At 70.2% G+C, this 21,391-nt stretch carries 23 protein-coding genes; 10 read left to right on the forward strand and 13 right to left on the reverse strand.

The genetic code is table 11. The annotated features are described in order from the left end of the window. Positions 1–7: 7 nt before the first annotated feature. Positions 8–994, reverse strand: coding sequence for an aldo/keto reductase (locus K1T35_RS36715; protein ID WP_220256319.1), 987 nt, complete (start codon positions 992–994; stop codon positions 8–10). Beyond that, positions 994–1,224, reverse strand: coding sequence for a carboxymuconolactone decarboxylase family protein (locus K1T35_RS49430; protein WP_255621125.1), 231 nt, complete (start codon positions 1,222–1,224; stop codon positions 994–996). The genes K1T35_RS36715 and K1T35_RS49430 overlap by 1 nt, the downstream gene beginning before the upstream one ends. Here K1T35_RS49430 and K1T35_RS36725 point away from each other — a divergent pair. Next, positions 1,223–2,119, forward strand: a complete 897-nt coding sequence (locus tag K1T35_RS36725) for a helix-turn-helix transcriptional regulator (RefSeq protein ID WP_220256320.1) — start codon at positions 1,223–1,225, stop codon at positions 2,117–2,119. The two genes, K1T35_RS49430 and K1T35_RS36725, sit on opposite strands and share 2 nt — an antisense overlap. A 41-nt stretch (positions 2,120–2,160) precedes the next feature. Here K1T35_RS36725 and K1T35_RS36730 read toward each other — a convergent pair whose 3' ends face one another. After that, a complete protein-coding gene (locus K1T35_RS36730; RefSeq protein ID WP_255621126.1) occupies positions 2,161–2,964 on the reverse strand; it encodes a helix-turn-helix domain-containing protein in 804 nt (267 codons plus the stop codon). A 166-nt stretch (positions 2,965–3,130) separates the two neighbouring features. Here K1T35_RS36730 and K1T35_RS36735 point away from each other — a divergent pair, with 166 nt between their 5' ends. Together K1T35_RS36735 and K1T35_RS36740 are read left to right on the forward strand one after the other, a co-directional pair. Then, positions 3,131–3,487, forward strand: a complete 357-nt coding sequence (locus tag K1T35_RS36735; RefSeq protein ID WP_220256321.1) for a nuclear transport factor 2 family protein — start codon at positions 3,131–3,133, stop codon at positions 3,485–3,487. 25 nt (positions 3,488–3,512) lie between these two features. Continuing rightward, entirely contained in the window at positions 3,513–3,797 is a 285-nt protein-coding gene (locus K1T35_RS36740; protein ID WP_220256322.1) for a putative quinol monooxygenase, read from the forward strand. A gap of 15 nt (positions 3,798–3,812) precedes the next feature. Here the strand turns inward: K1T35_RS36740 and K1T35_RS36745 are convergent, their stop codons facing one another. The 4 genes from K1T35_RS36745 to K1T35_RS36760 all read right to left on the reverse strand — a co-directional run bounded on the left by K1T35_RS36745 (position 3,813) and on the right by K1T35_RS36760 (position 8,337). Continuing rightward, positions 3,813–5,126, reverse strand: coding sequence for a replication-associated recombination protein A (locus K1T35_RS36745; protein WP_220256323.1), 1,314 nt, complete (start codon positions 5,124–5,126; stop codon positions 3,813–3,815). Between the two features lie 176 nt (positions 5,127–5,302). Further along, entirely contained in the window at positions 5,303–6,082 is a 780-nt protein-coding gene (locus K1T35_RS36750) for an SAM-dependent methyltransferase (protein WP_220256324.1), read from the reverse strand. 102 nt (positions 6,083–6,184) lie between these two features. Continuing rightward, complete coding sequence (locus K1T35_RS36755; protein ID WP_220256325.1) at positions 6,185–7,042, reverse strand: DUF1080 domain-containing protein; 858 nt, start codon at positions 7,040–7,042, stop codon at positions 6,185–6,187. Next, positions 7,039–8,337: an ROK family protein gene (locus K1T35_RS36760; RefSeq protein ID WP_255621127.1), complete on the reverse strand. Its 1,299-nt coding sequence runs from the start codon at positions 8,335–8,337 to the stop codon at positions 7,039–7,041. The genes K1T35_RS36755 and K1T35_RS36760 overlap by 4 nt, the downstream gene beginning before the upstream one ends. Before the next feature lie 222 nt (positions 8,338–8,559). Here K1T35_RS36760 and K1T35_RS36765 point away from each other — a divergent pair, with 222 nt between their 5' ends. The 6 genes from K1T35_RS36765 to K1T35_RS36790 are packed head-to-tail and all read left to right on the forward strand — an operon-like array spanning position 8,560 to position 14,363. After that, a complete protein-coding gene (locus K1T35_RS36765; protein ID WP_220256327.1) occupies positions 8,560–9,864 on the forward strand; it encodes an ABC transporter substrate-binding protein in 1,305 nt (434 codons plus the stop codon). An 18-nt stretch (positions 9,865–9,882) separates the two neighbouring features. After that, the gene (locus K1T35_RS36770; RefSeq protein ID WP_220256328.1) at positions 9,883–10,809 is read left to right on the forward strand and encodes a carbohydrate ABC transporter permease; all 927 of its coding nucleotides are present in this window, start codon (positions 9,883–9,885) and stop codon (positions 10,807–10,809) included. Next, a complete protein-coding gene (locus K1T35_RS36775; RefSeq protein ID WP_220256329.1) occupies positions 10,809–11,627 on the forward strand; it encodes a carbohydrate ABC transporter permease in 819 nt (272 codons plus the stop codon). The genes K1T35_RS36770 and K1T35_RS36775 overlap by 1 nt, the downstream gene beginning before the upstream one ends. A 17-nt stretch (positions 11,628–11,644) precedes the next feature. Beyond that, complete coding sequence (locus K1T35_RS36780) at positions 11,645–12,517, forward strand: sugar phosphate isomerase/epimerase (RefSeq protein WP_220256330.1); 873 nt, start codon at positions 11,645–11,647, stop codon at positions 12,515–12,517. Next, the gene (locus K1T35_RS36785) at positions 12,514–13,545 is read left to right on the forward strand and encodes a Gfo/Idh/MocA family protein (RefSeq protein ID WP_220256331.1); all 1,032 of its coding nucleotides are present in this window, start codon (positions 12,514–12,516) and stop codon (positions 13,543–13,545) included. Before K1T35_RS36780 ends, K1T35_RS36785 begins: the two co-directional genes overlap by 4 nt. Further along, positions 13,542–14,363, forward strand: coding sequence for a hypothetical protein (locus tag K1T35_RS36790; RefSeq protein WP_220256332.1), 822 nt, complete (start codon positions 13,542–13,544; stop codon positions 14,361–14,363). The genes K1T35_RS36785 and K1T35_RS36790 overlap by 4 nt, the downstream gene beginning before the upstream one ends. 27 nt (positions 14,364–14,390) lie before the next feature. Here K1T35_RS36790 and K1T35_RS36795 read toward each other — a convergent pair whose 3' ends face one another. The 5 genes from K1T35_RS36795 to K1T35_RS36815 all read right to left on the reverse strand — a co-directional run bounded on the left by K1T35_RS36795 (position 14,391) and on the right by K1T35_RS36815 (position 20,276). Beyond that, the gene (locus K1T35_RS36795; RefSeq protein WP_220256333.1) at positions 14,391–15,731 is read right to left on the reverse strand and encodes an MFS transporter; all 1,341 of its coding nucleotides are present in this window, start codon (positions 15,729–15,731) and stop codon (positions 14,391–14,393) included. Between the two features lie 87 nt (positions 15,732–15,818). Further along, complete coding sequence (locus K1T35_RS36800) at positions 15,819–16,649, reverse strand: mycofactocin-coupled SDR family oxidoreductase (RefSeq protein ID WP_220256334.1); 831 nt, start codon at positions 16,647–16,649, stop codon at positions 15,819–15,821. A gap of 2 nt (positions 16,650–16,651) precedes the next feature. After that, positions 16,652–18,634 (reverse strand): FAD-dependent oxidoreductase, encoded by a 1,983-nt coding sequence (locus K1T35_RS36805; protein WP_220256335.1) that lies wholly within the window; start codon positions 18,632–18,634, stop codon positions 16,652–16,654. Then, positions 18,631–19,815: an LLM class flavin-dependent oxidoreductase gene (locus K1T35_RS36810; protein WP_220256336.1), complete on the reverse strand. Its 1,185-nt coding sequence runs from the start codon at positions 19,813–19,815 to the stop codon at positions 18,631–18,633. The genes K1T35_RS36805 and K1T35_RS36810 overlap by 4 nt, the downstream gene beginning before the upstream one ends. 14 nt (positions 19,816–19,829) lie before the next feature. Continuing rightward, the gene (locus K1T35_RS36815; protein WP_220256337.1) at positions 19,830–20,276 is read right to left on the reverse strand and encodes a nuclear transport factor 2 family protein; all 447 of its coding nucleotides are present in this window, start codon (positions 20,274–20,276) and stop codon (positions 19,830–19,832) included. A 225-nt stretch (positions 20,277–20,501) separates the two neighbouring features. Here K1T35_RS36815 and K1T35_RS36820 point away from each other — a divergent pair, with 225 nt between their 5' ends. Beyond that, complete coding sequence (locus K1T35_RS36820; protein WP_220256338.1) at positions 20,502–20,996, forward strand: MarR family winged helix-turn-helix transcriptional regulator; 495 nt, start codon at positions 20,502–20,504, stop codon at positions 20,994–20,996. A gap of 27 nt (positions 20,997–21,023) precedes the next feature. Here K1T35_RS36820 and K1T35_RS36825 read toward each other — a convergent pair whose 3' ends face one another. Then, positions 21,024–21,302 (reverse strand): hypothetical protein, encoded by a 279-nt coding sequence (locus K1T35_RS36825; protein ID WP_255621128.1) that lies wholly within the window; start codon positions 21,300–21,302, stop codon positions 21,024–21,026. Positions 21,303–21,391 lie beyond the last annotated feature (89 nt).

The following is a 21,391-nucleotide window of genomic DNA, read 5'->3' on the forward strand; positions in this document are numbered from 1 at the left end:
GCCGGGATCAGTGGCCGGTCATGCGCTCGAGGTGTTCCGGGTAGCGGGCACCTTGCACCTGGATCGCCGACGCGGCCTTCTCGATCTCGGCCAGATCGTCGGCGTCGAGCTCGACGTCGGCCGCACCGAGGTTCTCCTCGAGCCGGCCGAGTCGTTTGGTGCCCGGGATCGGGACGATCCACGGCTTCTGGGCGAGCAGCCACGCCAGCGCGACCTGTCCCGGGGTGGCGCCCTTGCGGGCGGCGATGGTGCCCAGCAGGTCCACCAGCGCCTGGTTGGCCTGGCGCGCCTCTGCCTCGAACCGCGGGATCGTGGTGCGGATGTCCGAGCTGTCGAAGGCCGTGTTCGGGTCGATCGTCCCGGTGAGGAACCCCTTGCCGAGCGGGCTGTAGGGCACGAACCCGATGCCGAGCTCCTCGCACGTGGCCAGCACTTGCTCCTCGGGACGCCGCCACCAGAGCGAGTACTCGCTCTGGACCGCGGTGACGGGCTGGACGGCGTGCGCCCGCCGGATCGTGGCCGCGGCCGCCTCGGACATCCCGAAGTGCCTGACCTTGCCCTCCGCGATGAGCTCACCGACGGCGCCCGCGACGTCCTCGATCGGCACCTCCGGGTTGACCCGGTGCTGGTAGAACAGGTCGATCGCATCGATCTGCAGCCGCCGCATCGACTGCTCCGCCACCTGCTTGATGTGCTCGGGCCGACTCGACAGACCGGTCTGGCGCCCCTGATCGTCGAAGGCGAAGCCGAACTTGGTCGCGATCACCACCTCACCGCGGAACGGCGCGAGGGCCTCCCCGACGAGCTCCTCGTTGACGAACGGTCCGTAGACCTCGGCGGTGTCGAAGAAGGTCACGCCGCGATCGACGGCCGCCCGGACCAGGGCGATCGCGTCGTGCCGCTCCGGCACCGGTCCGTAGCTCTGGCTCAGGCCCATGCAGCCGTAGCCGATCTCAGAGACGGTCAGGTCGCGTCCGAGCGTCCGGGTCTTCATCAATGGTCTCCTCCACTTCGGAAGATGCGCTTGGCGACTGCCATCGCGGACATCGCCTTCGGCCACCCCGCGTAGAACGCCAGGTGCGTGATCGTTTCGATCAGCTCGTCCTCGGTGGCGCCGTTGTCCTTGTTCTCGAGGCAACCTCGTTTCCCGCCCGCATGGGAGGTCGAACCTGTAGGGGGTTCCAGCTCAACCCCCCTCGGCCCCCGCGAAGGATCTACCGTCATGGCTGTGGACAACCGGGCCGAGATCCGCGAGTTCCTGGCCAGCCGGCGCGCCAAGGTCACGCCGGAACAGGTCGGGCTGCCGGCGGGCGGCGGCAAGCGCCGCGTCCCCGGCCTGCGCCGCGAAGAGGTCGCCGTGCTCGCAGGCGTCAGCACCGACTGGTACTCCAAACTGGAGAAAGGCCACTTGGGCGGCGTCTCCACCGACGTACTCGACGCCGTCGCCCGCGCACTGCAACTCGACGAAGCCGAGCGCACCCATCTCTTCAACCTCGCCAGGGCCGCCAGGGCCACCAGCCCCGACCGCACCCCACGCCGACGCGGCCGGTCCCGCGTCCGGCCGAGCGTGCAGCGCATCCTCGACTCGATGGTCACCACGCCCGCGTTCGTCCGCAACGGACGTCTGGACCTGGTCGCGATCAACGCGCTCGGCCGGGCCCTCTTCTCCCCGGCGTTCGCGGACCCGGTCCGGCCCGCGAACCTCGCCCGGTTCAACTTCCTCGACCCGGCGGCGCGCGACTTCTACCCGGACTGGAACAACTCCGCCAACACCACCGTCGCCCTGCTGCGCACCGAAGCCGGCCGCGACCCCCACAACAAGGACCTCGCCGACCTCATCGGCGAGCTCGCCACGCGCAGCGACGCGTTCCGCGTCCGCTGGGCCGCCCACGACGTGCGCCTGCACCGCAGCGGCGTCAAGCACTTCCACCACCCGGCCGTCGGCACCGTCGAGCTCTCCTTCGACGCCTTGGACCTCCCCACCGACCCCGGTCTCACCCTCACCGCCTACACCGCCGAACCCGGCTCCCCGTCGGAGGATGCGCTCAGGCTGCTCGCCAGCTGGGCGGCCACCGCCGGTTCAGAGCCCCTCGACCACACCCCGACCAGCAAGGACTGAAACCACGCCGGCGCCGACTGTACGTGGCGGGCCCGACCTGCTCAGGCAGATCGGGGCGGGTTGAGCTCGGCGAGCCGCGCCGCGCTCTCGCGGTCCATCGGCAGGAACGTCTCGATCGCGAGGTTCGCGGCCGTGACGTCGAGCGGGGCTCCGAGGGTGGCGATGACCGTGAACAGCCTGACCTCGCCGATGGGAGTTTGGAGCGTGAACGAGACCACCGGCTGGGTGGCGGGGCTCGTCGGCGCCTCGCCGGGGAGGTAGGACTCGACCTCCTCGACGAGCTCGGCGAGGGCCGGATCGGCGTCTTCGCGGCTCCTCCGCTTCAGCCGGTGAATCAGCGGCGCGTTGCACGCGGCGGTCAACGACGAGATCCGCGGCAGGCCGCCCGGGTGAACGCCGAGGCGGAGCATGTTGATCGGTGGCTCGAGGAGCTCCGGGTCAACACCGTCCCAGAGAAGCGGCGCGGCTCGATTGGACTCGATCAAGTTCCAGAGCCCGTCGACGATCAGAGCCGGGTTCGGTTCGTGGGCCTCGAGCAGCCGCTCGAGCGACTCCCGAAGCGGCTGCATCACCTCCCCCTGGTAGGGCAGGTCCAGATACGAAGGCGCGAAGCCGCCCGCGAGCAGCAGTCGATTGCGCTCCGCGATCGGCAGATCGAGGTGCTGGGCCAGGTGCAGGAGGAGCTGTCGACTCGGGCTGGAGCGGCCGGTCTCGATGAAGCTCAAGTGCTTGGTCGAGACGTTGGCGTCCAGGGACAGCGCGAGCTGGCTGAGGCCGCGTCGCGTGCGCCAGAAGCGGATCAGCTCGCCGGCTGTCTCAGGCTCCCGCTCGGTCTGGACGACCACGTGGATCAGGCTAGCGGGGCGTCCTGCCCGGGTCCATTACGCCTCGTGTAGTGCCGAACGGCGTTACACGAGAGGTAATCGACGCGCGGCATCCCCTCCGGGATCGTTGAAAGCGAAGCAACGGAAGGGAATGGCCATGACGACAACAGGCAGTGGGGACGACGCGATGAGGGTGCGAACCACCCGCGAGGTACTCGACCTGTACAACGATGCTTTCCGTCTGCACGACCCAGGGCTACTGGATGATCTGATCGCGGACGATTGCGTCATCGAGGACACGGGACCGGCTCCGGACGGTGTTCGCCGTGAGGGCGGTCAGGCGTGCCTGGCGCGGTGGTCCGAGCTCGCGGAGAACCGTGCACTGAGGTTCACGCCGGAGGCGGCGGAGATCCACGGGGATCTCGCGGTCCAGCCGTGGGGCCTGCAGTGGGGCGACGGCGCGCAGGACCGTGTCCGTGGCGTGAACCTCATCCGGATCCGCGATGGCCGGATCGTCGAGGCACGCGGCTACGTGAAGGCCTGATGAGGACCGATCCCGAGGAGGAAAAATGATCATCATTGCCGGCCACGAGCTCGTAGAAGCCGAGCAGCGCGACATCTTCGTCGCTGCCTTCCGTGATCTCGTCACGCGCGCTCGTGACTTCGACGGATGCATGCACATCGCCATCACCGCCGACTCCGTGGATCCTGAACGGGTCAATATGGTCGAGGTGTGGCGGGACGCCGACGCGCTGAACAAGTGGCGGAAGCGGGCCAAAGGTCCGAAAGTCGGCAAACCCAAGCACATCGAGGTCAAGCGATACGACGCCACCGACGGTGTCCCGCTCTTCTGACGGCCGATCGGGCGATTACCGCTCCTGGTGCCGGTCCGTGTCCCGCCGCCGCTCGGCGCGCATCTGCGCCCATCGCCGCAACCGCTCCCGCACCTGCTGCTCGTATCCGTTGCCGGTCGGCCGGTAGAACGTGGTGCGCTCCATGCCCTCCGGGAGGTAGTCCGCTCCGGAGAAGCCGTCCTCCACATCGGGGTCGTACTGGTATCCCCGTCCGTAGCCGAGGTCCTTCATCAGCCGGGTCGGCGCGTTCAGGATGTGCGCGGGCGGCATCAGCGATCCGGTCTCGCGGGCGGCGCGGGTCGCGGCGGCCAGCCCGCGGTAGACCGCGATGGATTTGGGGGCCGTCGCGAGGTAGACGACGGCCTGCGCGATCGCCAGCTCCCCTTCGGGTGAGCCGAGCCGTTCGTAGACGTCCCAGGCGGCGAGGGCCTGCTGGATCGCGTTCGGGTCGGCGATGCCCACGTCCTCGCTCGCGAACCGCACGATGCGGCGGGCGATGTAGAGGGGGTCCTCGCCGCCGTCGAGCATCCGGGCCAGCCAATACAGGGCGGCGTCCGGGTCCGACCCCCGCATCGACTTGTGCAGCGCGGAGATCAGGTTGTAGTGCCCTTCCTGCGCCTTGTCGTACAGCGGCGCCCGCTTCTGCACCTGGCTCGCCAGGCCGGCCACGTCCAACGGGTCGGCCCGGTCGGGCAGCGCCATGAGCTCTTCGGCCATGTTGAGCACGTATCGGCCGTCGCCGTCGGCCAGCGCAATCAGCGCCTCGCAGGCCTCCGCCGTGACCGGCAGCGGCCGGCCAGCCAGATTCTCGGCGCGCTCGATCAGCCGGGCCATGGCGTGCTCGTCGAGCCGTTCGAGGACGAACACCTGGCAGCGGGACAGCAACGCCCCGTTGAGCTCGAAGCTCGGGTTCTCCGTTGTCGCGCCGACCAGCACGATCGTCCCGTCTTCGACGTAGGGCAGGAAGCTGTCCTGCTGGGCCCGGTTGAAGCGGTGGATCTCGTCGACGAACAGCAGCGTGCCGTGGCCCGCCTGCCGGCGCTTCGTGGCCGCCTGGAACACCTTGCGCAGGTCGGCAACGCCCGAGAACGTGGCGGACAGCGACTCGAAGACGAGGTCGGTCCGCTCGGCCAGCAGCCTCGCGATCGTGGTCTTCCCGCAGCCGGGAGGCCCCCAGAGGATCATCGACACGAGACGGTGCTGGGCGACCATCCGCCCTATCGGTGCGTCCTCGGCCAGGAGGTGGTCCTGGCCCACGACCTCGTCGAGAGCGCGCGGGCGCAGCCGGTCGGCCAGCGGTCGGCCGGCGTCGTCTTCGAACAGTGCCATGGGGGAACCGTCACTCACCCCACGATCCTGGACCCCGGGACCGTCAGAACGGCGTGATCAGGGGTTCGGCGCGTTCTCGTGTCAGATTCGCCCGCTTGCGCGCCGAAGCCTTGATCATGGCTGCGGAACCGCCTCCTGAGGCGCCGCGCGCGGCCCTGCCTGTGCTTGCAGCCCTTTCAGGGCTTGCGCCCTACGGCACAGTACGAGTCGATGGGCGCGGGAGCGCCGATGTCGGTCGGGTTCGGGCGCCAGAGCGGCGTGGACACGAGGCCGGGTTCGACCATCTCGAGGTTCTCGAAGCACTGCCGGAACTCGTCGAGGGTGCGCAGCTCGTAGTTGCTCATCGCGGCGCTCTTGCGGACCTTGTCACTGACGTCGGCCCCGTCGAGCAGCGCGAGGTAGCTTCCGGCGGGGACGCCGGCCATGAGGCGGTCGATGATCGATCGCATGTCGTCGAAGTCGGGGGCGGCATGCCCCAGGACGCCCAGCAGCATGACGGCAACCGGCCGGTCGAGGTCGAGAGTCTCGCCTGCGGCCGCGAGGATCATCTCCGGTTCGCGGACGTCCGCGTGGATGTACCTGGTCACGCCCTCCGGTGTGCTGTTCACCAGCAGGGCGCGGGCGTGCGCGAGCACGAGCGGGTCGTTGTCGACGTAGACGACGCGGGCGGCCGGGTCGTGCCGCTGCGCCACCTCATGGGTGTTCTGCATGGTCGGTAGCCCGGTGCCGATGTCCAAGAACTGGTCGATCCCCACCTCGCCCGCCAGGTAGGTCACCGCGCGGATGAGGAACTGCCGGGCCTGCCGCGCGATGACGAGGATCTCCGGGTTCTGCGCCGCCACCGCGTCACCGACGGCCCGGTCGGGTGGGTAGTTGTCCTTGCCGCCCAGCCAGTAGTTCCAGATCCGGGCCGAGTGCGGGATGTCGAACCTGAGCTCGGTGGGCTCGTGTTCCACGGGCAGCTCCTCAGGGCGGCGTCGCCGTGATGCTATGCGGGCCGCAAGCCTCACGCCGCCCTGTTGCCCGTCGGCAAACGCACGCGCAGGCTGCAGACCGGTTCACAGCCGCGCGATGCGCGCGTTTCGCCAGCGGCAGGCGGAGTCGGGCGCCCACCGCTCCTCGGCCAGTCCCGGCGCTGGGTCGTTGTCGTGCGCCTCGAACGCGATCCGGCCGGCCGGGCCGAGGAGTTCCTGAACCGCCTGCGGGTCGTAGTTCGGCGCCTCGAGCGTGGCGAGGTCGATCTCGGCGACGAGCAGGTCGTTGATCCAGACGGTCACGGCCGGAAGCGCACCCACGCACCGGATCCGGAACTCGTTCCAGTCGCCCCACTTCCACACGCGCAGGAAATCGTCGAGATCGGCCGCGCGCGTCAGCATCGCCCGCTTCGCCTCCGTGAACGGCTCGAAGCTCGTCGCAGGGTCGTCCGGGCCGAGACCGATCGCGTTGCCGCGGTCGTCGTAACGGGCGTCGAGCGTGAAGGGAACCGCGTGGAAGGAGGCGATGCCGTTCCCGAAGAACCCGCCGATGGAGCCCGATCTACGGTGATCGACGAGGATCTGCAGACCGGCCCACGAGTCGGGCCTGCGACGGATCATGATGCCGGTGTCCGCGGGCCAGTCCGGTTTCGCCTCGACGACGAGCTCGAAGTCGCCGAAGTCCTCATCGGACAGGAGATAGCCGCCGTACCCGGAGCCGGGCGGGTCCTGCCGGCCGACCACCGCGCCGTCCTCGACGGTCCATCGTGCCGGATGCGCGAGCGCCTGCTCCTCGTAGTCCGCGGGAAAGAGGTCCACGACGTCGAGGACCTCCGGGCCACCCGGGTACAGCGACCCGTAACTGCGCGGGATCTGCGTCCAGCCGCTGAGGTCGGTTCCGGTGAAGAGCGGGGTGTACGTCAGGTCGCTGGAAATGCTCACGGCAGGTCCTTTCGGGTTTCCGGCGCAGCGAGACGAAGATCCGCAGCGGTGTGACCGGCCGGCGAGTGGCTGTCGATCCAGACGGGTAGCGCCGCACGTCCGAGAAGCTGATCGAGAGCGAGGAAGGCAGCACCCACGAGACCCGCGCGATCACTCAGCGGCGAGAAGCTCACCCGCAGATCTCGCACGGACGAGGGAAAGGCACGCGGGTACATCGCCTGCCGGATGGCCGAGAGGAAGGAGTCCCCCGCGGCCGCGACGGTGCCACCGATGAGGATCAAGGACGGGTTGTGCACGTTGACCAGCACAGCGAGCACGCGACCGACCTTGTCGGCGGCGCGGTTGAGGATCTCGACCGCAGCCCGGTCCCCCATTGCCGCTGCCCGCGCGACGTCGTTGGCATCGAGGTCGCCCTTCGCCTCGTGGATCTCGCGGAGGGAAACACTGCGCCCGCTCCGTGCCGCCTCCCGCCCAGCGGCGGCCAACCGCTGGGAACCGGTGAACTCGTTCAGACAGCCCAGGTTCCCGCAGGCACACGCGAATGCGGGGTCGTCCGACACGCTGATGTGGCCGATCTCGCCCGCGGCGCCGCCGACCCCGTGGATCAGCCGTCCGCCGCTGATGATGCCGGCCTTCGTGCCCGAGCCCATCTTGACGTAGATCATGTCGGGCGTTCGGCTGCCGCCCTGGCGGAACTCGCCCAGCGCCATCAGGTTGACCTCGTTGTCGACCCACACCGGCACGCCGAAGGCCGCCTCGAGCCTGTCGCGCACGGGGTAGTCGCCCCAACCGGGCAGGAACGACAGCGGCACCGGTCGGCCGGATGCCGCATCCACCGGACCGAGCACGCCGATGCCGATCCCCCACAGCGGAGCGGCGAGCTCGTCCGCAGCCGCGGCCAGCAGCTTGCGGAACATCTCCTCGACCCTGGCCAGCGTCGTCTCGGCGCCTGCGAGGGTGTCGGCCGGTTCGATGTGCTCCTGGATCAGGCGGCCGGACAGGTCGGTCAGGCCGACGCTGATGACGGTTGCTCCGAGCTCGGCGACGAGCAGTAGCCCGGCGCGTTCCTCGAACTGGAGCTCACGCGGGAGACGTCCGCCCGTCGACCGGCCGAACCGGCCTTCACTCAGCAGGCCACAGGCGATCAGCTGCTCGACACGCAGCGCGACGGCCTTCCGACCGAGCCCGCTGAGCCGGGAGATCTCGGGCCGAGTGACCGCAATCCCCGAACGGACGAGGTGCAGCACCATGGCGAGCCCAGGGCTGTCCGGACCGCCATCACCAACCGTTGACACGGGCATCGAGTCCTCACCCCCTCGCTGCGAGCGTAGCGAACCTTTTTAGGTTCCTGAAGCATTGCGCTAGGTTCCTCACGAACCTAAGGTGCTGACCGTCCGCGGTTGACCGTGGCCGAGGGCAAGGCCGCACTGCGAACGGCGCACGTGAACGGATGAGCGCGGCCCTCATCGGGAATTGATCTTCCCCAGTCGCACCGGAGCGCCTCGAAGGAGAGACCGATGACCGCCCGAGAACGGCAAGTCCTCACGCGACGCAACTTCCTCGGGCTGAGTGCCGCGGCCGTAGGGGGCTCGCTGCTCGCCGCGTGCGGCGGCGGCAGCGCGTCCGGCGGCGGCAACTCCATCGCCTTCTGGGACATGCCATGGGGCGCGGCCGCCTACCCGCCTGCGGCGCAGGCGCTCACCGAGGCATACCGCCCCGCGAACGGGTTGCCGTCGGCGACCTACCAGAGCATTCCGTGGAACAACTTCGTGCAGACGTTCTCGTCGGCGATCGCGTCGAACACGGGTCCCGCCCTCAGTACCGGCGGCGGCTTCCAGGCCTTCCAGTTCGCCGAGCAGGGTGCCATCGCCTACGCGGACAACGTGATCACGGCCTTCCAGGCCGACGGCACGCTCGACGACTTCCTCCCCGGAACGGTCGAGCCCATGAGGACTCCGGCCGGCTACGTCGCCGTTCCGTGGCAGCTCGACATGCGCGTGTGGTGGTACCGCAAGTCATCCCTCGACGAGGCAGGCGTCGCCCCGCCCACCAACTGGGACGAGCTGCTGACGGCGGGCCGCGCCCTGGCGCAGAAGGGCATGTACGGCTTCGGGACCGGCATCGGACCCGGCTCGCCCATCGGCGCGCACACCCTGATCATGATGATGATCAACAACGGCGGCGGCATCTTCACCCCCGACGGCACGGTCGACCTGGTCACCGACCGCAACGTCGAGGCCATGACCTTCGTCCAGGAACTCGTGAGGTCCGGGATCGTCGACCCGGGGACGGTCAGCTACACCCGGGACAACACCTTCGCCCAGTGGAAGAACAAGAAGTTCGCCATGGGCATCGACAGCGCCGGGTTGGACGCCGACACCGGCGACACGACCGGCGACCTGCTCGTCATGAGCCCGCTGACGGGTCCGCACGGAGACACGTCGGGCCTGTCCTTCGTGAACAACATCATGATGTACATGAACACCCCGTCCCAGCAGGGCTCCGAGGCGTTCCTCACCTACTTCATCAAGAACATGAAGACGCTGTGGCAGCAGAACGTCATGCCCGGGCTGCCCGTCCTCAAATCCATCGTCGCCCTGCCCGAGTTCCAGCAGCAGACCCAGAAGCTCAAGGTCATCCAGGAGTACCAGCCGGTGGCGAAAACCTATGCCGCCCTGTCCACGCAGCTGACAGCCAGGCTGGCCCAGATCGACGCCGGCGATCCACTCACCCAGTTCGCCCAGACCATGTTCGCCGGCCAGACCGATCCACGGACCGCGCTGACGACGCTCCAGACCGGGCTCTCCTCGATCGTCAAGTAGCCCCGATCGGAGAGTGCGATGACAACGATCACCGAACGGCAGCTCGGCGAAGAGGCCCCGGCCCCGGCGCCACCGCGACGGCGCACCGGCGGCCCGACACGCGTCTACGTGCTGCTGATCCTGCCGTCCGTGGTGCTACTCCTGCTGATCAACGCGTATCCCGTTGTGTACGCAGCCCTGCAGTCGGTGCGCAACGGGAACCTGATCAACCCGGGGACATTCGTCGGGCTCACCAACTACGAGAACGTCCTGACCAGCTCGGCGTTCTGGAACGCCGTCGGCTTCACGCTGGTCTTCACGCTCGTCGGCGTGTTCGGCAGCTGGCTGGTCGGGCTGGGCTTGGCGCTGCTGCTGCGCACGACGATCCCGGCACGCGGATTCTTCAAGGTGCTGCTCCTGCTGCCCTGGGTCGTCCCCATCGTCGTCTCATCCACCTCCTGGAACTGGCTGGTCGCCACGGCAGACAGCCCGCTGCCCCAGCTCTTCGCCACACTCGGGCTGGGCGCCCCGCTGTTCCTCGCCGACCCGACATGGGCCCAGATCATGGTCTGCGTTTTCAAAGTCTGGGTGAGCTTCCCGTTCATGATGCTCATGACCAGCGCGGCCCTGGCGGGCGTCGACGACACGATCTACGAGGCAGCCCGGGTGGACGGCGCCTCCCGCTGGCAGCAGTTCCGCATGATCACGCTGCCGATGATCGCCAGATCCACCTACATCTCCTGGATCCTCATGACGATCTTCTGCGTCAACGACTTCCCCACCATCTACCTGCTCACCGGCGGCGGTCCGGTGGACGCCACGACGTCGCTCGTCGTGCTCGCCTACCGCACGGTGTTCCAGAACTTCCAGGTGGGCCCCGGGGTGGCCATCGCCTACCTCATGACCATCACCCTCGTCGTCGTGTCGGTGGCGCTGTACCGCCAGATCAGGAAGGCGGCCATCTGATGACCACGACCACTCAGCGCGGCCAGTGGTGGCGCTTCGCCCTCCTGCTCGTCATCTGCGCCGTCGTACTGGTCCCGGTGCTCGCGGTGCTGTGGTTGTCCGTGCGCCCGTCCGCCCAGTCGACCAGCACGGCCACGTTCACCCTCGAGAACTTCGTCAACGTCTTCACGCAGACGCAGACGCTCACCTGGCTGGCCAACAGCCTGCTCGTGACCCTCGCGACCGTGCTGGTGTCGGTGGTCGTGGCCGCGCCTGCCGGATACGTGCTGTCCCGAAGCCGCAGCCGCATCGTCACCGGCTACTCGTTGTTGCTGTTCATCGTCCAGTCGCTGCCCGTGATCACCGCCGTGATCCCGCTGTTCATCCTGTTCGCCCAGATCCGCCTCGTCGACAATCTGGTGGGGCTGGGGATCATCTACGTGGGCGCGTCGATGTCGGTGGCCACGTGGATGATGGCGGCCTACATGGACACGATCCCGGCCTCCTTGGAGGAGGCCGCCTGGATCGACGGCGCCTCGGTATTCGGCGGATTCGTCCGCATCGTGTTGCGCAACTCGTTGCCGGGTGTGCTGTCCACCGCGATCTTCACGTTCCTGGTGTCGTGGAACGACTACCTGGTCGCGATCGTGTTCCTGCGGTCGCAGGAGCGGTTCACCCTTCCGCTCGGGCTGCAGTCGTTCTTCCAACAGAACACCACCGACTGGGGATCGGTCATGGCCGTCGCCGTGGTCATGCTGGCCCCGCCGGTGATCGTGTTCGCCGCGCTGAACCGCTACTTCAGCGTGGGCGGTATCGGCGGATCGCTGGCAGGCCAATGATTGGGGAGGCAGGAGTCGTGCAGGTCGGATTCAACCCGCTCACCTGGTACTTCACCGAGAACGGCTACGACCCGGGTGCCGCCCCGCCCCTGCCGGAGATCTACCGGCAGATCCGCGATGCGGGCTTCGACGCGGTGCACGTCGAGATCCCGGCAGGCATGTCGGCGCGCGACTACCGTCGCCTGCTCGACGACACCGGGCTCGCCCCGGCCCCCGGCTACTTCCAGGCGCCGTTCTCCGATCCCGATGCGCGGTCCGCCACCGTCGAAAGCGCCCGCCGGGTGGCCGGCGAGCACGCGGCGCTCGGGCTGTCCCGGATCTTCGTCGCCGAGCAGTTCGGCGCCGCGGAGCGCGTCCAGCAGCCCGGGAAGGGCGCGGGCTTCCAGCCCGACCGGTTGAGTCGCATCGTCGAGAACCTGACCGACGCCGCCGCCGCCATGGTCGCCGAAGGGGTGACCCCGTGCCTGCACCAGCACGTCGGCACCTGGATCGAGACCGAGGCCGAGACCACCGCGATCCTCGATCGGATCGATCCCACCCTGCTGTTGGTGGGCCCGGACACCGGACACCTCGCATGGGCCGGAGCCGACCCGGCCCGGTTCATCCAGCGCTACCCGGACCGGATCGGGGCCGTGCACCTCAAGGACATCCGGGCCGCGGTCCGGGAGCGTTCCAACGACGACGACTACATGACCGCGGTCGCCCAGCACATCTGGACCGAACCGGGGCGCGGCGACGTCGACTTCGCCGCCGTGCTGGACGTGCTCGCCGGGTTCACCGGATGGTTCGTGGTCGAGGTGGACCTCGCCGACCAGCCGACCCCGAAGGAGACCGCCGCAGTCTCGGCGGAGTGGGTCAAGCAGCACCTGAGCACCGGCTCCGCGGCATGAGGCCGCTGGGCGTGGGGATGATCGGTGCCGGCCCGGTGACGCAGGCGATCCACCTGCCGACGCTGGCCACGCTCGCCGACCGGTTTCGGGTGCGGCACGTGATGGACGTCGATCCCGAGGTCGCCACCGCCGTGGCGGCGCGCGTCGGGGCACGGGCGACCACCGACGTCGACCAACTCCTCGCCGATGACGACGTCGACGTGGTGGCGATCTGCAGCCCGCACGAGTTCCACGCCGACCAGGTCGCCGCGGCGGCACGAGCGGGGAAGCGCGGCGTGCTGTGCGAGAAGCCGTTCGCCACGACGGTGGACGAGGCCCAGCGGATCGCGGCCGTGTCCGCCGAGACCGGGATCCCGGTCGTGGTCGGGGCGATGCACGCGTACGACCCCGCCGTGGTGGCGTCCTTCCAGGCCCTCGGTGCGCAGGCAGCGGACACGCAGCTGGTCCACGTGCGCACGTACCTGCCCGCCAACGAGGCGATGGTGGATCTCGCGACCGACCCGCTGCCTGCACGCCCCCCGACGCGTGGGCCCGAGCCGGATGCCCTCGAGGCGGAGGTGGCGATGCTGCGGGGCGGGATACTGGGGCTCGCCACCCACGACCTGCCGCTCGTCCGGTCCGTGCTGCCGGAGATCACGGAGGTCACCTCGGCCACCACCGTCCAGCCCTTCGGCTACGAGCTGGCCTTCCGGTGCGGGGCCGGCGCGGCACGGCTGGTGGCGCTGATGCCGGGGCAGTGGCAGCCGGACTGGACGCTGGACGCCTGGGGTCCCGGCCACCACCTGCACCTGGCCTTCCCACCGTCGTACGTCCTGGCCGGATCCACCGTCGCGGAGTTGCGCACCGCGGCCGGTTCCCGCAGCTGGCGCTGCGCAACCAACGGCTACCAGAGGGAATGGCTACACCTGGCCGACGTGGTGACCGGCCGCGCCGAGCTCGCCATATCCGTTCAGGAGGCCGTCGCCGATCTGCTCTACGCGCTACAGCTGGCCGACGGTGCCGAGAAGCTGATCAGGGGCGCGGCATGACCGCCCCACTCACCGTCGCGGCGGCAGGCGAGCGGCACGTGGTCCACCAGCATCACGCAGTGGTGTCCAGCATCCCGGACCGGTTCCGGCCGACCCTGCACGCGGGCGACGTCACGCTGGTCGACGCCTCCGTCGCGGGTTGGGTGGAGAAGCTCGAAGCCGCCGCGCGACAGGGAGTGCGCGGCGTTCTCGTGGCAGCCGCCGGGGCCGGGGACGGATCGGACGCGGTGCGGGCCGCGGGCGCGGTCGCCCGCGACGCCGGCGTGGTGGTCGTGGTCGACAGGGGCCGGTCGGCGGATCGCGCATGGCGCGATGTTGCACCGAGCTGGCGCGCCGATGCGGCCACAGCGGCGCTCCTGGACAGCACGGCATCGATGACCGACGAAGGACTCGACCGCGTGCTGCTCGAGCAGCTGGCGCTGGTCCGGGCCGTCGTCGGCAGCCCCGACCACCTCGGCACGGGCACCCTGTCGGCATCGGCGTACCAGATCAGTGGAACGGCGGGCACCGTGCGGATCAGTCTCTCCGCCGCTCCGGGGCCCGACCCGGCGCTGGCCGTCGACCTGATCGGCGTGGAGCGGCGCAGACGAGCCCGGTTCGACGGACTCGGGCTCGCGGCGCCCGCGCGGATCAGCGAGTTCGACCAGGCCGGGGCGCGGACCGGACCACCCCACTACGAGAGCCCCCACCGGGTGGCCTGGCTCGAGCTGCATGCCGCTCTCACCGACACCGACGCCGGCTCCCCGCGGCCCGACCTCGACGACCTGGCCGAGGACATCGCGTGGGCCCAGCACCTGCTCGATGCCGACGGCCCGTGAAGTCGCCGCGCCAGCCGAGTGGCCCGGCTATCGCGCGACCTCGACCGGCTCCGTGGCGCCCGATCCGGTCCGCAGCTCCACGCGGGCGGTCTCCCGCACGGTCGCCACGGCCACCAGTCCCACCACGACGGAGAAGACCAGGTAGAACGCGGGGGCGAGCGAGCTACCGGTCGCGCTGATCAGCCAGGTCGCGACCACCGCGTAGGCGCCGGATCCGATCACCCCGCCGACGTTGAACCCGAGCGACACCCCCGTGTACCGCACCCGGGTCGGGAAGAGCTCCGGATAGATGGTGTACACGACACCCTGCACGATCCCGAAGGGCACGTTCAGGACCAGCGCCGCGACCACGGCGAGCGCGAGGCTGCCCTGCTGCATGAGCCAGAAGCACGGCACCGCGAGCACCGCGAACCCGCCCAGCCCCATCGCGAGCACGCTGCGCCGGCCGATCCGGTCCGAGAGCCCGCCCGCCCACGGGATCACGGCCAGCGGCATCACGGTGATGAGCACCGTCAGCCAGATCGTTCCGGTGAGCGGGTAGCCGAGCACGGCGGACAGGTGCACGACCAGGTACACCGACCCGAGGCCGCCTGCCGTCATCTGGGCGTAGCCGATGCCGATCACCCGCAGCGTCGCGGCCCCGTGATGGCGCAGCACCTCCGTGACCGGCGCCTTCGCCGGCGCGCTCTCGGCCACCATCTCCTGGAACAGCGGCGAGTCCTCGACCCGCGTCCTGAGCAGCAGCGCGACGACGAGCAGCGGCGCGCCGACCAGGAACGGGACCCGCCAGCCCCATGAGGCCATCTGCTCGGTCGTGGTCACGGTCGTCATCAGCCCGACCATGGCCGCCGCGAACCCCATCCCGACCGCGCAACCGACAGAGGTCGCCGAGCCGAACAGGCCCCGTCGCCGCGCCGGCGCGGACTCGACCGCAAGTGAAGCGGCCCCACCGATCTCGCCGCCCGCCGAGAAGCCCTGCATGATCCTCAGCAGCGTGAGGAGGATCGGCGCCGCGACGCCCACGGTGGCGTGGGTCGGCAGCAGGCCCGTCGCCACCGTCGCGATACCCATGATCGTCACGGTGGCCAGCAACACCACCCGCCGGCCGCGCCGGTCGCCGAGCCTGCCGAACACGATCCCGCCCACGGGCCGGGCCAGGAAGCCGCTCCCGAAGACGGCGAGCGTTCCCAGCAGCCCGACGAGCTCGTCGCCCGCCGGGAAGAACAGCGGTGCCAGCACCACGGCCAGATAGCCGTAGATCGCGAAGTCGTAGTACTCGATGGCGGTGCCCACCGCCGCGGCGATGCTCGCCCGCCGCCCCGCGCGGGCGGCGTCCTCAGATGATCGTGCCCGTGATGGCGTCGACATCGGCGACCCTTCGACAGGTGACGACGGCAGCGTCGTCGGACCGGAACAGATTGGAACATATACCTGAACTGAGCTCGGTTCAATACGTCAGACCACCGAGGCCCCCGCGTCGATCGGCAGCGAGGCGCCCGTGATGTAACGCGCCTCGTTCGAGGCGAGGAAGAGGACCGCGTTGCTCACGTCCTCCGGCTCCACCCAGGGCACCGGGATCGCGTTGAGTGCCGTCATCGGGCCGACGACGTCGGCCTTCGTGGGGTTCTCGAGATCCGGGCGGAAGAGCCGGAAACTCCACTCGTTGTCCAGCATCGGGGTGTTGACCTGGGTGGGGTGGATGGCGTTGACCCGGACGCGGTGCGGCGCGAGCTCCGCCGCGAGGACGCGCGCGATGCCGACCACCCCGTGCTTGGCCGCCGCGTAGTGCCCGATGTTCTGCCAGGTGCGGATCGCCGCCATCGAGCTGGTCAGGACGATCGACCCGCCGCCTGCTGCGATCACGTGCGGAACGGTGGCCTTGCAGGTGTGCCAGACCCCGGTGAGGTTCACGTCGATCACGTCCCGCCAGACCTCCTCTGGCAGCTCGTGAAGCTTCCCGTTCGACGAGATCCCGGCGTTGGCGACGACGACGTCGAGGCGGCCGAGCCGCGCAAGGCCCTCCTCGACCGCGGCCGACAGCGCCGCGTAGTCCCTCACATCCGCCTCGACGGCGACCACGCGCCGGTCGAGCTCCTCGATCTGCCGGGCCGTCTCCGCCAGGTCGTCGGCCGTGGCCATCGGGAACGGGACGTTCGCCATCTGCCGGCAGATGTCGATCGCCACGACGTCCGCGCCCTCCCGGGCCAGCCGGACCGCATGGCTGCGGCCCTGCCCGCGCGCGGCCCCGGTCACCAGCGCGACCCTGCCTTCGAGCTTGCCTGCCACTGCTACCCCTTCCCGTCGGGCCGGCCGATACGTGCCGCAGTGCGCGTACGGATGTCGAGGCCGGCGGCCCGGCCCTCGGCGATCGCGTGGCTCACCTGGCGAGGTGCCACGGCGTCGCCGATCCGGGTGGCCGGCCGGTCCGGATGCGGCACCGGCCGCGGATACCGGGTGCCGACCTGCACCACGAGGTCGGCGGGCACCGTTTCCTCCGCGCCGTCGAGCACCCGGCGCAGCCGCAGCACCCCGCCATCCCACGCGACGGGCGCACACAGCGGCCGGACGTCCAAGGGGCGGCCGGCGAGCCGCTCCAGGAGCTGCGTGCGCGACTCGGCCGGGATGGCCCCGGCGAACGCGCTGCCGGGTGTGGTGAGCACGACTCGCGGGACGCCCGCGGCGAGCGCGGCCTCGACCGCGCCGACACCGGGCCAGCCGCCGAACCCGTCGTCACACACCACCACCGAGCGGGTGCCGGTCAGCAGCGTCCCGGCGTCGCGCAACAAGGTCTCCGCGGTGACGGCACCCTCGACGGTCGGCACGGACTCCTGCGCGCCCACCGCCCACACGATCTCGTCGGCGGCCGCAAGATCCGCCTCCGTCGGTTCCGCACCGAGCCGGACCCGCACGCCGAGCGCGTCGAGCCGTCGGCGGTAGTAGGCCAGCAGGTCCGCCCAGCCGGAGCGGTGCGGGGCGGCCGACGCGGAGCACAGCTGACCGCCGATCCGGCGCGACCGCTCCAGGAGCACCACCTCGACGCCCGGACGCGCGGACGCGGTGATCGCACACTCAAGGCCGGCAGGGCCGGCGCCGACGACGAGCACCCGCGGCCCCGACGGGACGTGCCCGGCGGGCCGGTAGGGCCGTGCGGGCTTGCGCGACTCGCCGGCCGGCGCGAGGTCCGGGTTGACGGCGCAGAGTCCGGTCGGGTCGTAGCTGCGGCAGTCCTGCAGGCAGGCGACGCACGGCCGGATCTCGGCGTCGCGGCCGTCGAGCACCTTGCGCGCGAAGTCCGGATCCGCGATGTGCGCCCGCGCGCTCCCGACCAGGTCCGCGGCCCCGGACTCGAGCGCCTCCGCGATGTCGGCGGACCGGCGGAACGCCGCACAGAGCAGCAACGGGACGCCCAGCTCCGCCCGCAGTTCCGCCGTGGAATCGAGCAGAGCGCGGCCGAGCAGCGGAGGTCGCACCGTCCCCATGTCTGGGACGTACCGCCCGCGGTCGCCCCAGGTCAGGTCGAGGTAGTCGAATGGCGCTTCCGCCTGCACAAGGGGCAGCAGCTCGGCGAGCTCCTCCAGCCGCAGGTGTCGCGGCCCGTCCCCCTCCACCGACACGCGCACCCCGACGACAACGCGGTCGCCTGCACCGGCCCGCACCGCCCGGACGACCTCCGCGAGCGCCCGTGCGCGGTTCGCCGGGCTGCCGCCGTAGCGGTCGGTGCGGGTGTTGGCGGACCTGGAGAGGAACTGCGCCAGCAGGTACCCGTGCGCCGCGTGGATCTCGACGACCTCGAACCCCGCCTCCACGCAGTGCGCGGTGCTGACCCGGTAGTCCTCCGCGATCCGGGCCACCTCGTCGACGTCGAGCGGCCGGGCGGGCGCAGGCTCGCGCGGGCCCGGCACCGGGCTCGGCGCCACGAACGGCAGGAAGGTGCCCGCGCCCAGCGTCTCGCGGCCGAGGTGGCCGAGCTGGATACCGGCGACGGCACCGCCCGACCGCATCGCCGCGGCCCGTTCGGCGAGGCCCGGAATCGCCCGCCGGTCGTAGGCCTCGGTGAGGATCCGGTTCTTGAGCACCGAGTCCGGCGACACCTGGGTGCCGCCGGCGATCAGCAGGGCGGCACCGCCGGCCGATAGCCGGGTCCAGTAGGCCGCGTCCTGCGCCGTGGGAACGCCGTCGGTCACGGTGGCCAGGCCGTGCGCGGTCACCACGAGCCGGTTGCGCAACGTCAGGCCACCGAGGGCGAGCGGCGCACCGGCCGGGTGTGTCATTGCTGCTTCTCGGCTGCGTACGTCTTCGTCGCCTGCTCGATGGCGCTGATCGTCCGGTCCTTCCAGACGGTCGTCGAGCCTGCCCCCTTGGCGCCGAGCACCCAGTCGTGCGAGGCGTGCATGGGTGCGAGCTGGCCGCGGAAGTGCGGGATGACGTACTCGGCGAACAGCTCGACGGACTTCTCCCGGGCGCGGGGCGACGCGAAGTCGGTCAGGTTCATCACGAAGCAGCCGAACCCGCCACTCTGCTCCGCCAGGCTCTCGATCAGCCGGATCGCGTCGTCAGGGGTGCCGATGAGGATGTTGCCCGCGTCGATCGCCTCGTCGATCCGGCCCTCGAACCCGGTCTCCTGCGAGGCCGGGAGCGGGGAGATCTCACCGAGGTAGCCCCAGATCTCCTCGAAGCCGTACCGGCAGTCCTCCCGGGCCTGCTCGGCCGTCTCGGCGATGTGCATGATGCCGGCGAGGCGCCAGTCCGCCTGGGAGACCTGCGTCCCGGCCTCGGCCGCTTCCGCCTCGACGATCGACCAGTGGTCGCGCAGCGCCGCGAACGCGGCGGGCGATGTCGCGGCCAGGTTGATCATGCCGACACCAAGGCGGCCTGCGGTGCGCGGCCCGGCCGGAGAGGCGACCGCCGCGACGACCGTGTCGATCGTCGGGCGGCTGTACGGCAGGACCTGGAGCCGGGCGTCGCGCAGGCTGAACCACTCGGTCTCGGCGGTGACGACCTCGCCGCGGCACAGCCGCACCACGACCTCGGCCGCCTCCAGCATCCGCTCGCGCAGGACGCCGGCGTCGAGGCCGATCATGTGCGCGTCCGACGCGAGCTGCCCAGGACCGAAACCCATGATCGCGCGGCCGCGGGAGAGGTGGTCGAGCAGCACCATCCGCTCGGCCACCATGAACGGGTTGTGGTACGGCAACGAGATCACCCCGGCGCCGAGCTTGATCGTCCGGGTGCGCTCGGCCGCCGCGGCCAGGAAGACCTCAGGGGAGCCGATCGGCTCGTGCCCACCCGAGTGGTGCTCACCGATCCACGCCTCCTGGAACCCCAGCCGGTCGGCGAGCTCGATGAGCCGCAGGTCGCGCTCGAAGCTGAGCGTCGGGTTGATCCCGATCTTGTGGAACGGGGCCTGGAAGACGCCGAACCGGGTGGGGCCGTTGCGGAGATCGCTGGACATGGTTCTCCCTCGGGTCATCCGATGACGGGTGCTTCGACGCGACCGCCGAAGCCCTGGACGAGGCGCACGGAATCGAAGGCCTCGACGAACCGCGTGATCCGGCCGTCCCGGACCGTGAAGCGGCTGAGGTAGTCGTTCGTGTAGCGCAGGCTCGGGTCGGCCATCCGCATGTCACTGCGGTACTCGGCGAGCACCTCGCCGGGGTCGGAATGGAGCGTGTCGAGCCGGAGGTCGTGCAGGTTCTCGGAGAGGATCATCGAGCTGACCGAACGCTGGAAGTCGAGCAGAGCCTCGCGGCCATCGATGCGGGTCCGCATCCCCGGCGCGGGGAACCTGATCTCGAACACGACGTCCTCGGCGAGCAGGTCGCACATACCGTCGAAGTCCCAGGCGTTGATCAGGGCGATGTAGTCGCGCACGAGACCGAGATTCGTCTGCCGCAGAGCGCCGTCCGGTGCCATCGAGCAACCACCTCGCCTATGAAGTGAATTGACTTCAGTTAAGGTAGTCACGGGACGCCGCGGTGGTCAACACTCGCGATGAAGCACCCCGCCGACCTGCAACGACCGCCGGCGGTCTTGCCGCGGACTCGTCAGAAGCGTCGCCGCCACGCCGCACGCTGACGACCACGATCGACACAAGGCACGATCTGTGACGTGCGGCAAGGCCCAGGAGAAGGCGGCGAAGTGGACGAGCTAGCAGAGATCGCGACGGCGAAGGATGCCGCCGACAACGAGCTGGTCCTCGCCTTCGGGCGACTGCAGGGGGCGGCCAACCGGCTGGAGTACATCCTCGGGCACGCCCTCGAGGAGCAGTGCGGCATCAGCCATCTCGTCTTCGAGGTGCTACTCATCCTCGGACGGGCGGGCGAGCCGGGACTCTCGATGCGGGCCATCGCACGGGAACAGGTGCTGACGACCGGCGGCGCGACCCGACTGGTCGACCGCATGGAGGCGGCCGGCCTGGTCCAACGCGTCGAGGACCCGGTCGACCGGCGCGGGCGGCTTGTGCGCCTCACCCCGCAGGGCGAGCAGACGGCGGTCACCGCGTCCCGGATCCACGTCCAGAACATCCGCCGCTACTTCCTGGAACCACTCCCGCCGGAGGACCGGGACCAGTTCGCCGAGAACCTGCGCATCCTGAGCCACTCGGCCCGGGACATGCTGCCCCGCCTGCCCTGACGGCCCCCTCGACCGCGCCCGGGGGGCTCAGCCGGTAAATTCGTTGACGCCAAGGGCGAAGTCCCAGTGGCCAACCCCATTGCCGGCGAGGCCCACCGTGACCACGCCCACTCCTTCCAGCCAGTGCGCCATTTTCAGGCCGCCGACGTCCAGCGGACGCAGCCCGAGGCTCTCGATGAATGCCGCCACGCCCGCCTTGGCCCGCGCATCGTCGCCAGCGATGAAGACGTCGGGCCGGCCCTTCTCCAGGACACTACGGAAGATGGTGTTGAACGCCTTCACCACGCTCGCGCCGGCCGGGGCCACCTTGGCGACTTCCTGCGCGATCGAGGTCTCCTCGCTGTGGGCCAGTCCGTCGAACGTGGCGTTGAAGGGGTTGCTGATGTCGACGATGA

Origin of the sequence: Pseudonocardia sp. DSM 110487 (genome assembly GCF_019468565.1) — a bacterium.
In the GTDB taxonomy this organism is placed as follows: domain Bacteria; phylum Actinomycetota; class Actinomycetes; order Mycobacteriales; family Pseudonocardiaceae; genus Pseudonocardia.

Coding starts and splice junctions, on each gene's coding strand:
- K1T35_RS36715 (WP_220256319.1), bottom strand. CDS start 994: ATGAAGACCCGGACGCTCGGACGCGACCTGACCGTCTCTGAGATCGGC.
- K1T35_RS36725 (WP_220256320.1), top strand. CDS start 1,223: ATGGCTGTGGACAACCGGGCCGAGATCCGCGAGTTCCTGGCCAGCCGG.
- K1T35_RS49430 (WP_255621125.1), bottom strand. CDS start 1,224: ATGACGGTAGATCCTTCGCGGGGGCCGAGGGGGGTTGAGCTGGAACCC.
- K1T35_RS36735 (WP_220256321.1), top strand. CDS start 3,131: ATGAGGGTGCGAACCACCCGCGAGGTACTCGACCTGTACAACGATGCT.
- K1T35_RS36740 (WP_220256322.1), top strand. CDS start 3,513: ATGATCATCATTGCCGGCCACGAGCTCGTAGAAGCCGAGCAGCGCGAC.
- K1T35_RS36745 (WP_220256323.1), bottom strand. CDS start 5,126: ATGGCACTGTTCGAAGACGACGCCGGCCGACCGCTGGCCGACCGGCTG.
- K1T35_RS36765 (WP_220256327.1), top strand. CDS start 8,560: ATGACCGCCCGAGAACGGCAAGTCCTCACGCGACGCAACTTCCTCGGG.
- K1T35_RS36770 (WP_220256328.1), top strand. CDS start 9,883: ATGACAACGATCACCGAACGGCAGCTCGGCGAAGAGGCCCCGGCCCCG.
- K1T35_RS36775 (WP_220256329.1), top strand. CDS start 10,809: ATGACCACGACCACTCAGCGCGGCCAGTGGTGGCGCTTCGCCCTCCTG.
- K1T35_RS36785 (WP_220256331.1), top strand. CDS start 12,514: ATGAGGCCGCTGGGCGTGGGGATGATCGGTGCCGGCCCGGTGACGCAG.
- K1T35_RS36790 (WP_220256332.1), top strand. CDS start 13,542: ATGACCGCCCCACTCACCGTCGCGGCGGCAGGCGAGCGGCACGTGGTC.
- K1T35_RS36795 (WP_220256333.1), bottom strand. CDS start 15,731: ATGTCGACGCCATCACGGGCACGATCATCTGAGGACGCCGCCCGCGCG.
- K1T35_RS36805 (WP_220256335.1), bottom strand. CDS start 18,634: ATGACACACCCGGCCGGTGCGCCGCTCGCCCTCGGTGGCCTGACGTTG.
- K1T35_RS36810 (WP_220256336.1), bottom strand. CDS start 19,815: ATGTCCAGCGATCTCCGCAACGGCCCCACCCGGTTCGGCGTCTTCCAG.
- K1T35_RS36815 (WP_220256337.1), bottom strand. CDS start 20,276: ATGGCACCGGACGGCGCTCTGCGGCAGACGAATCTCGGTCTCGTGCGC.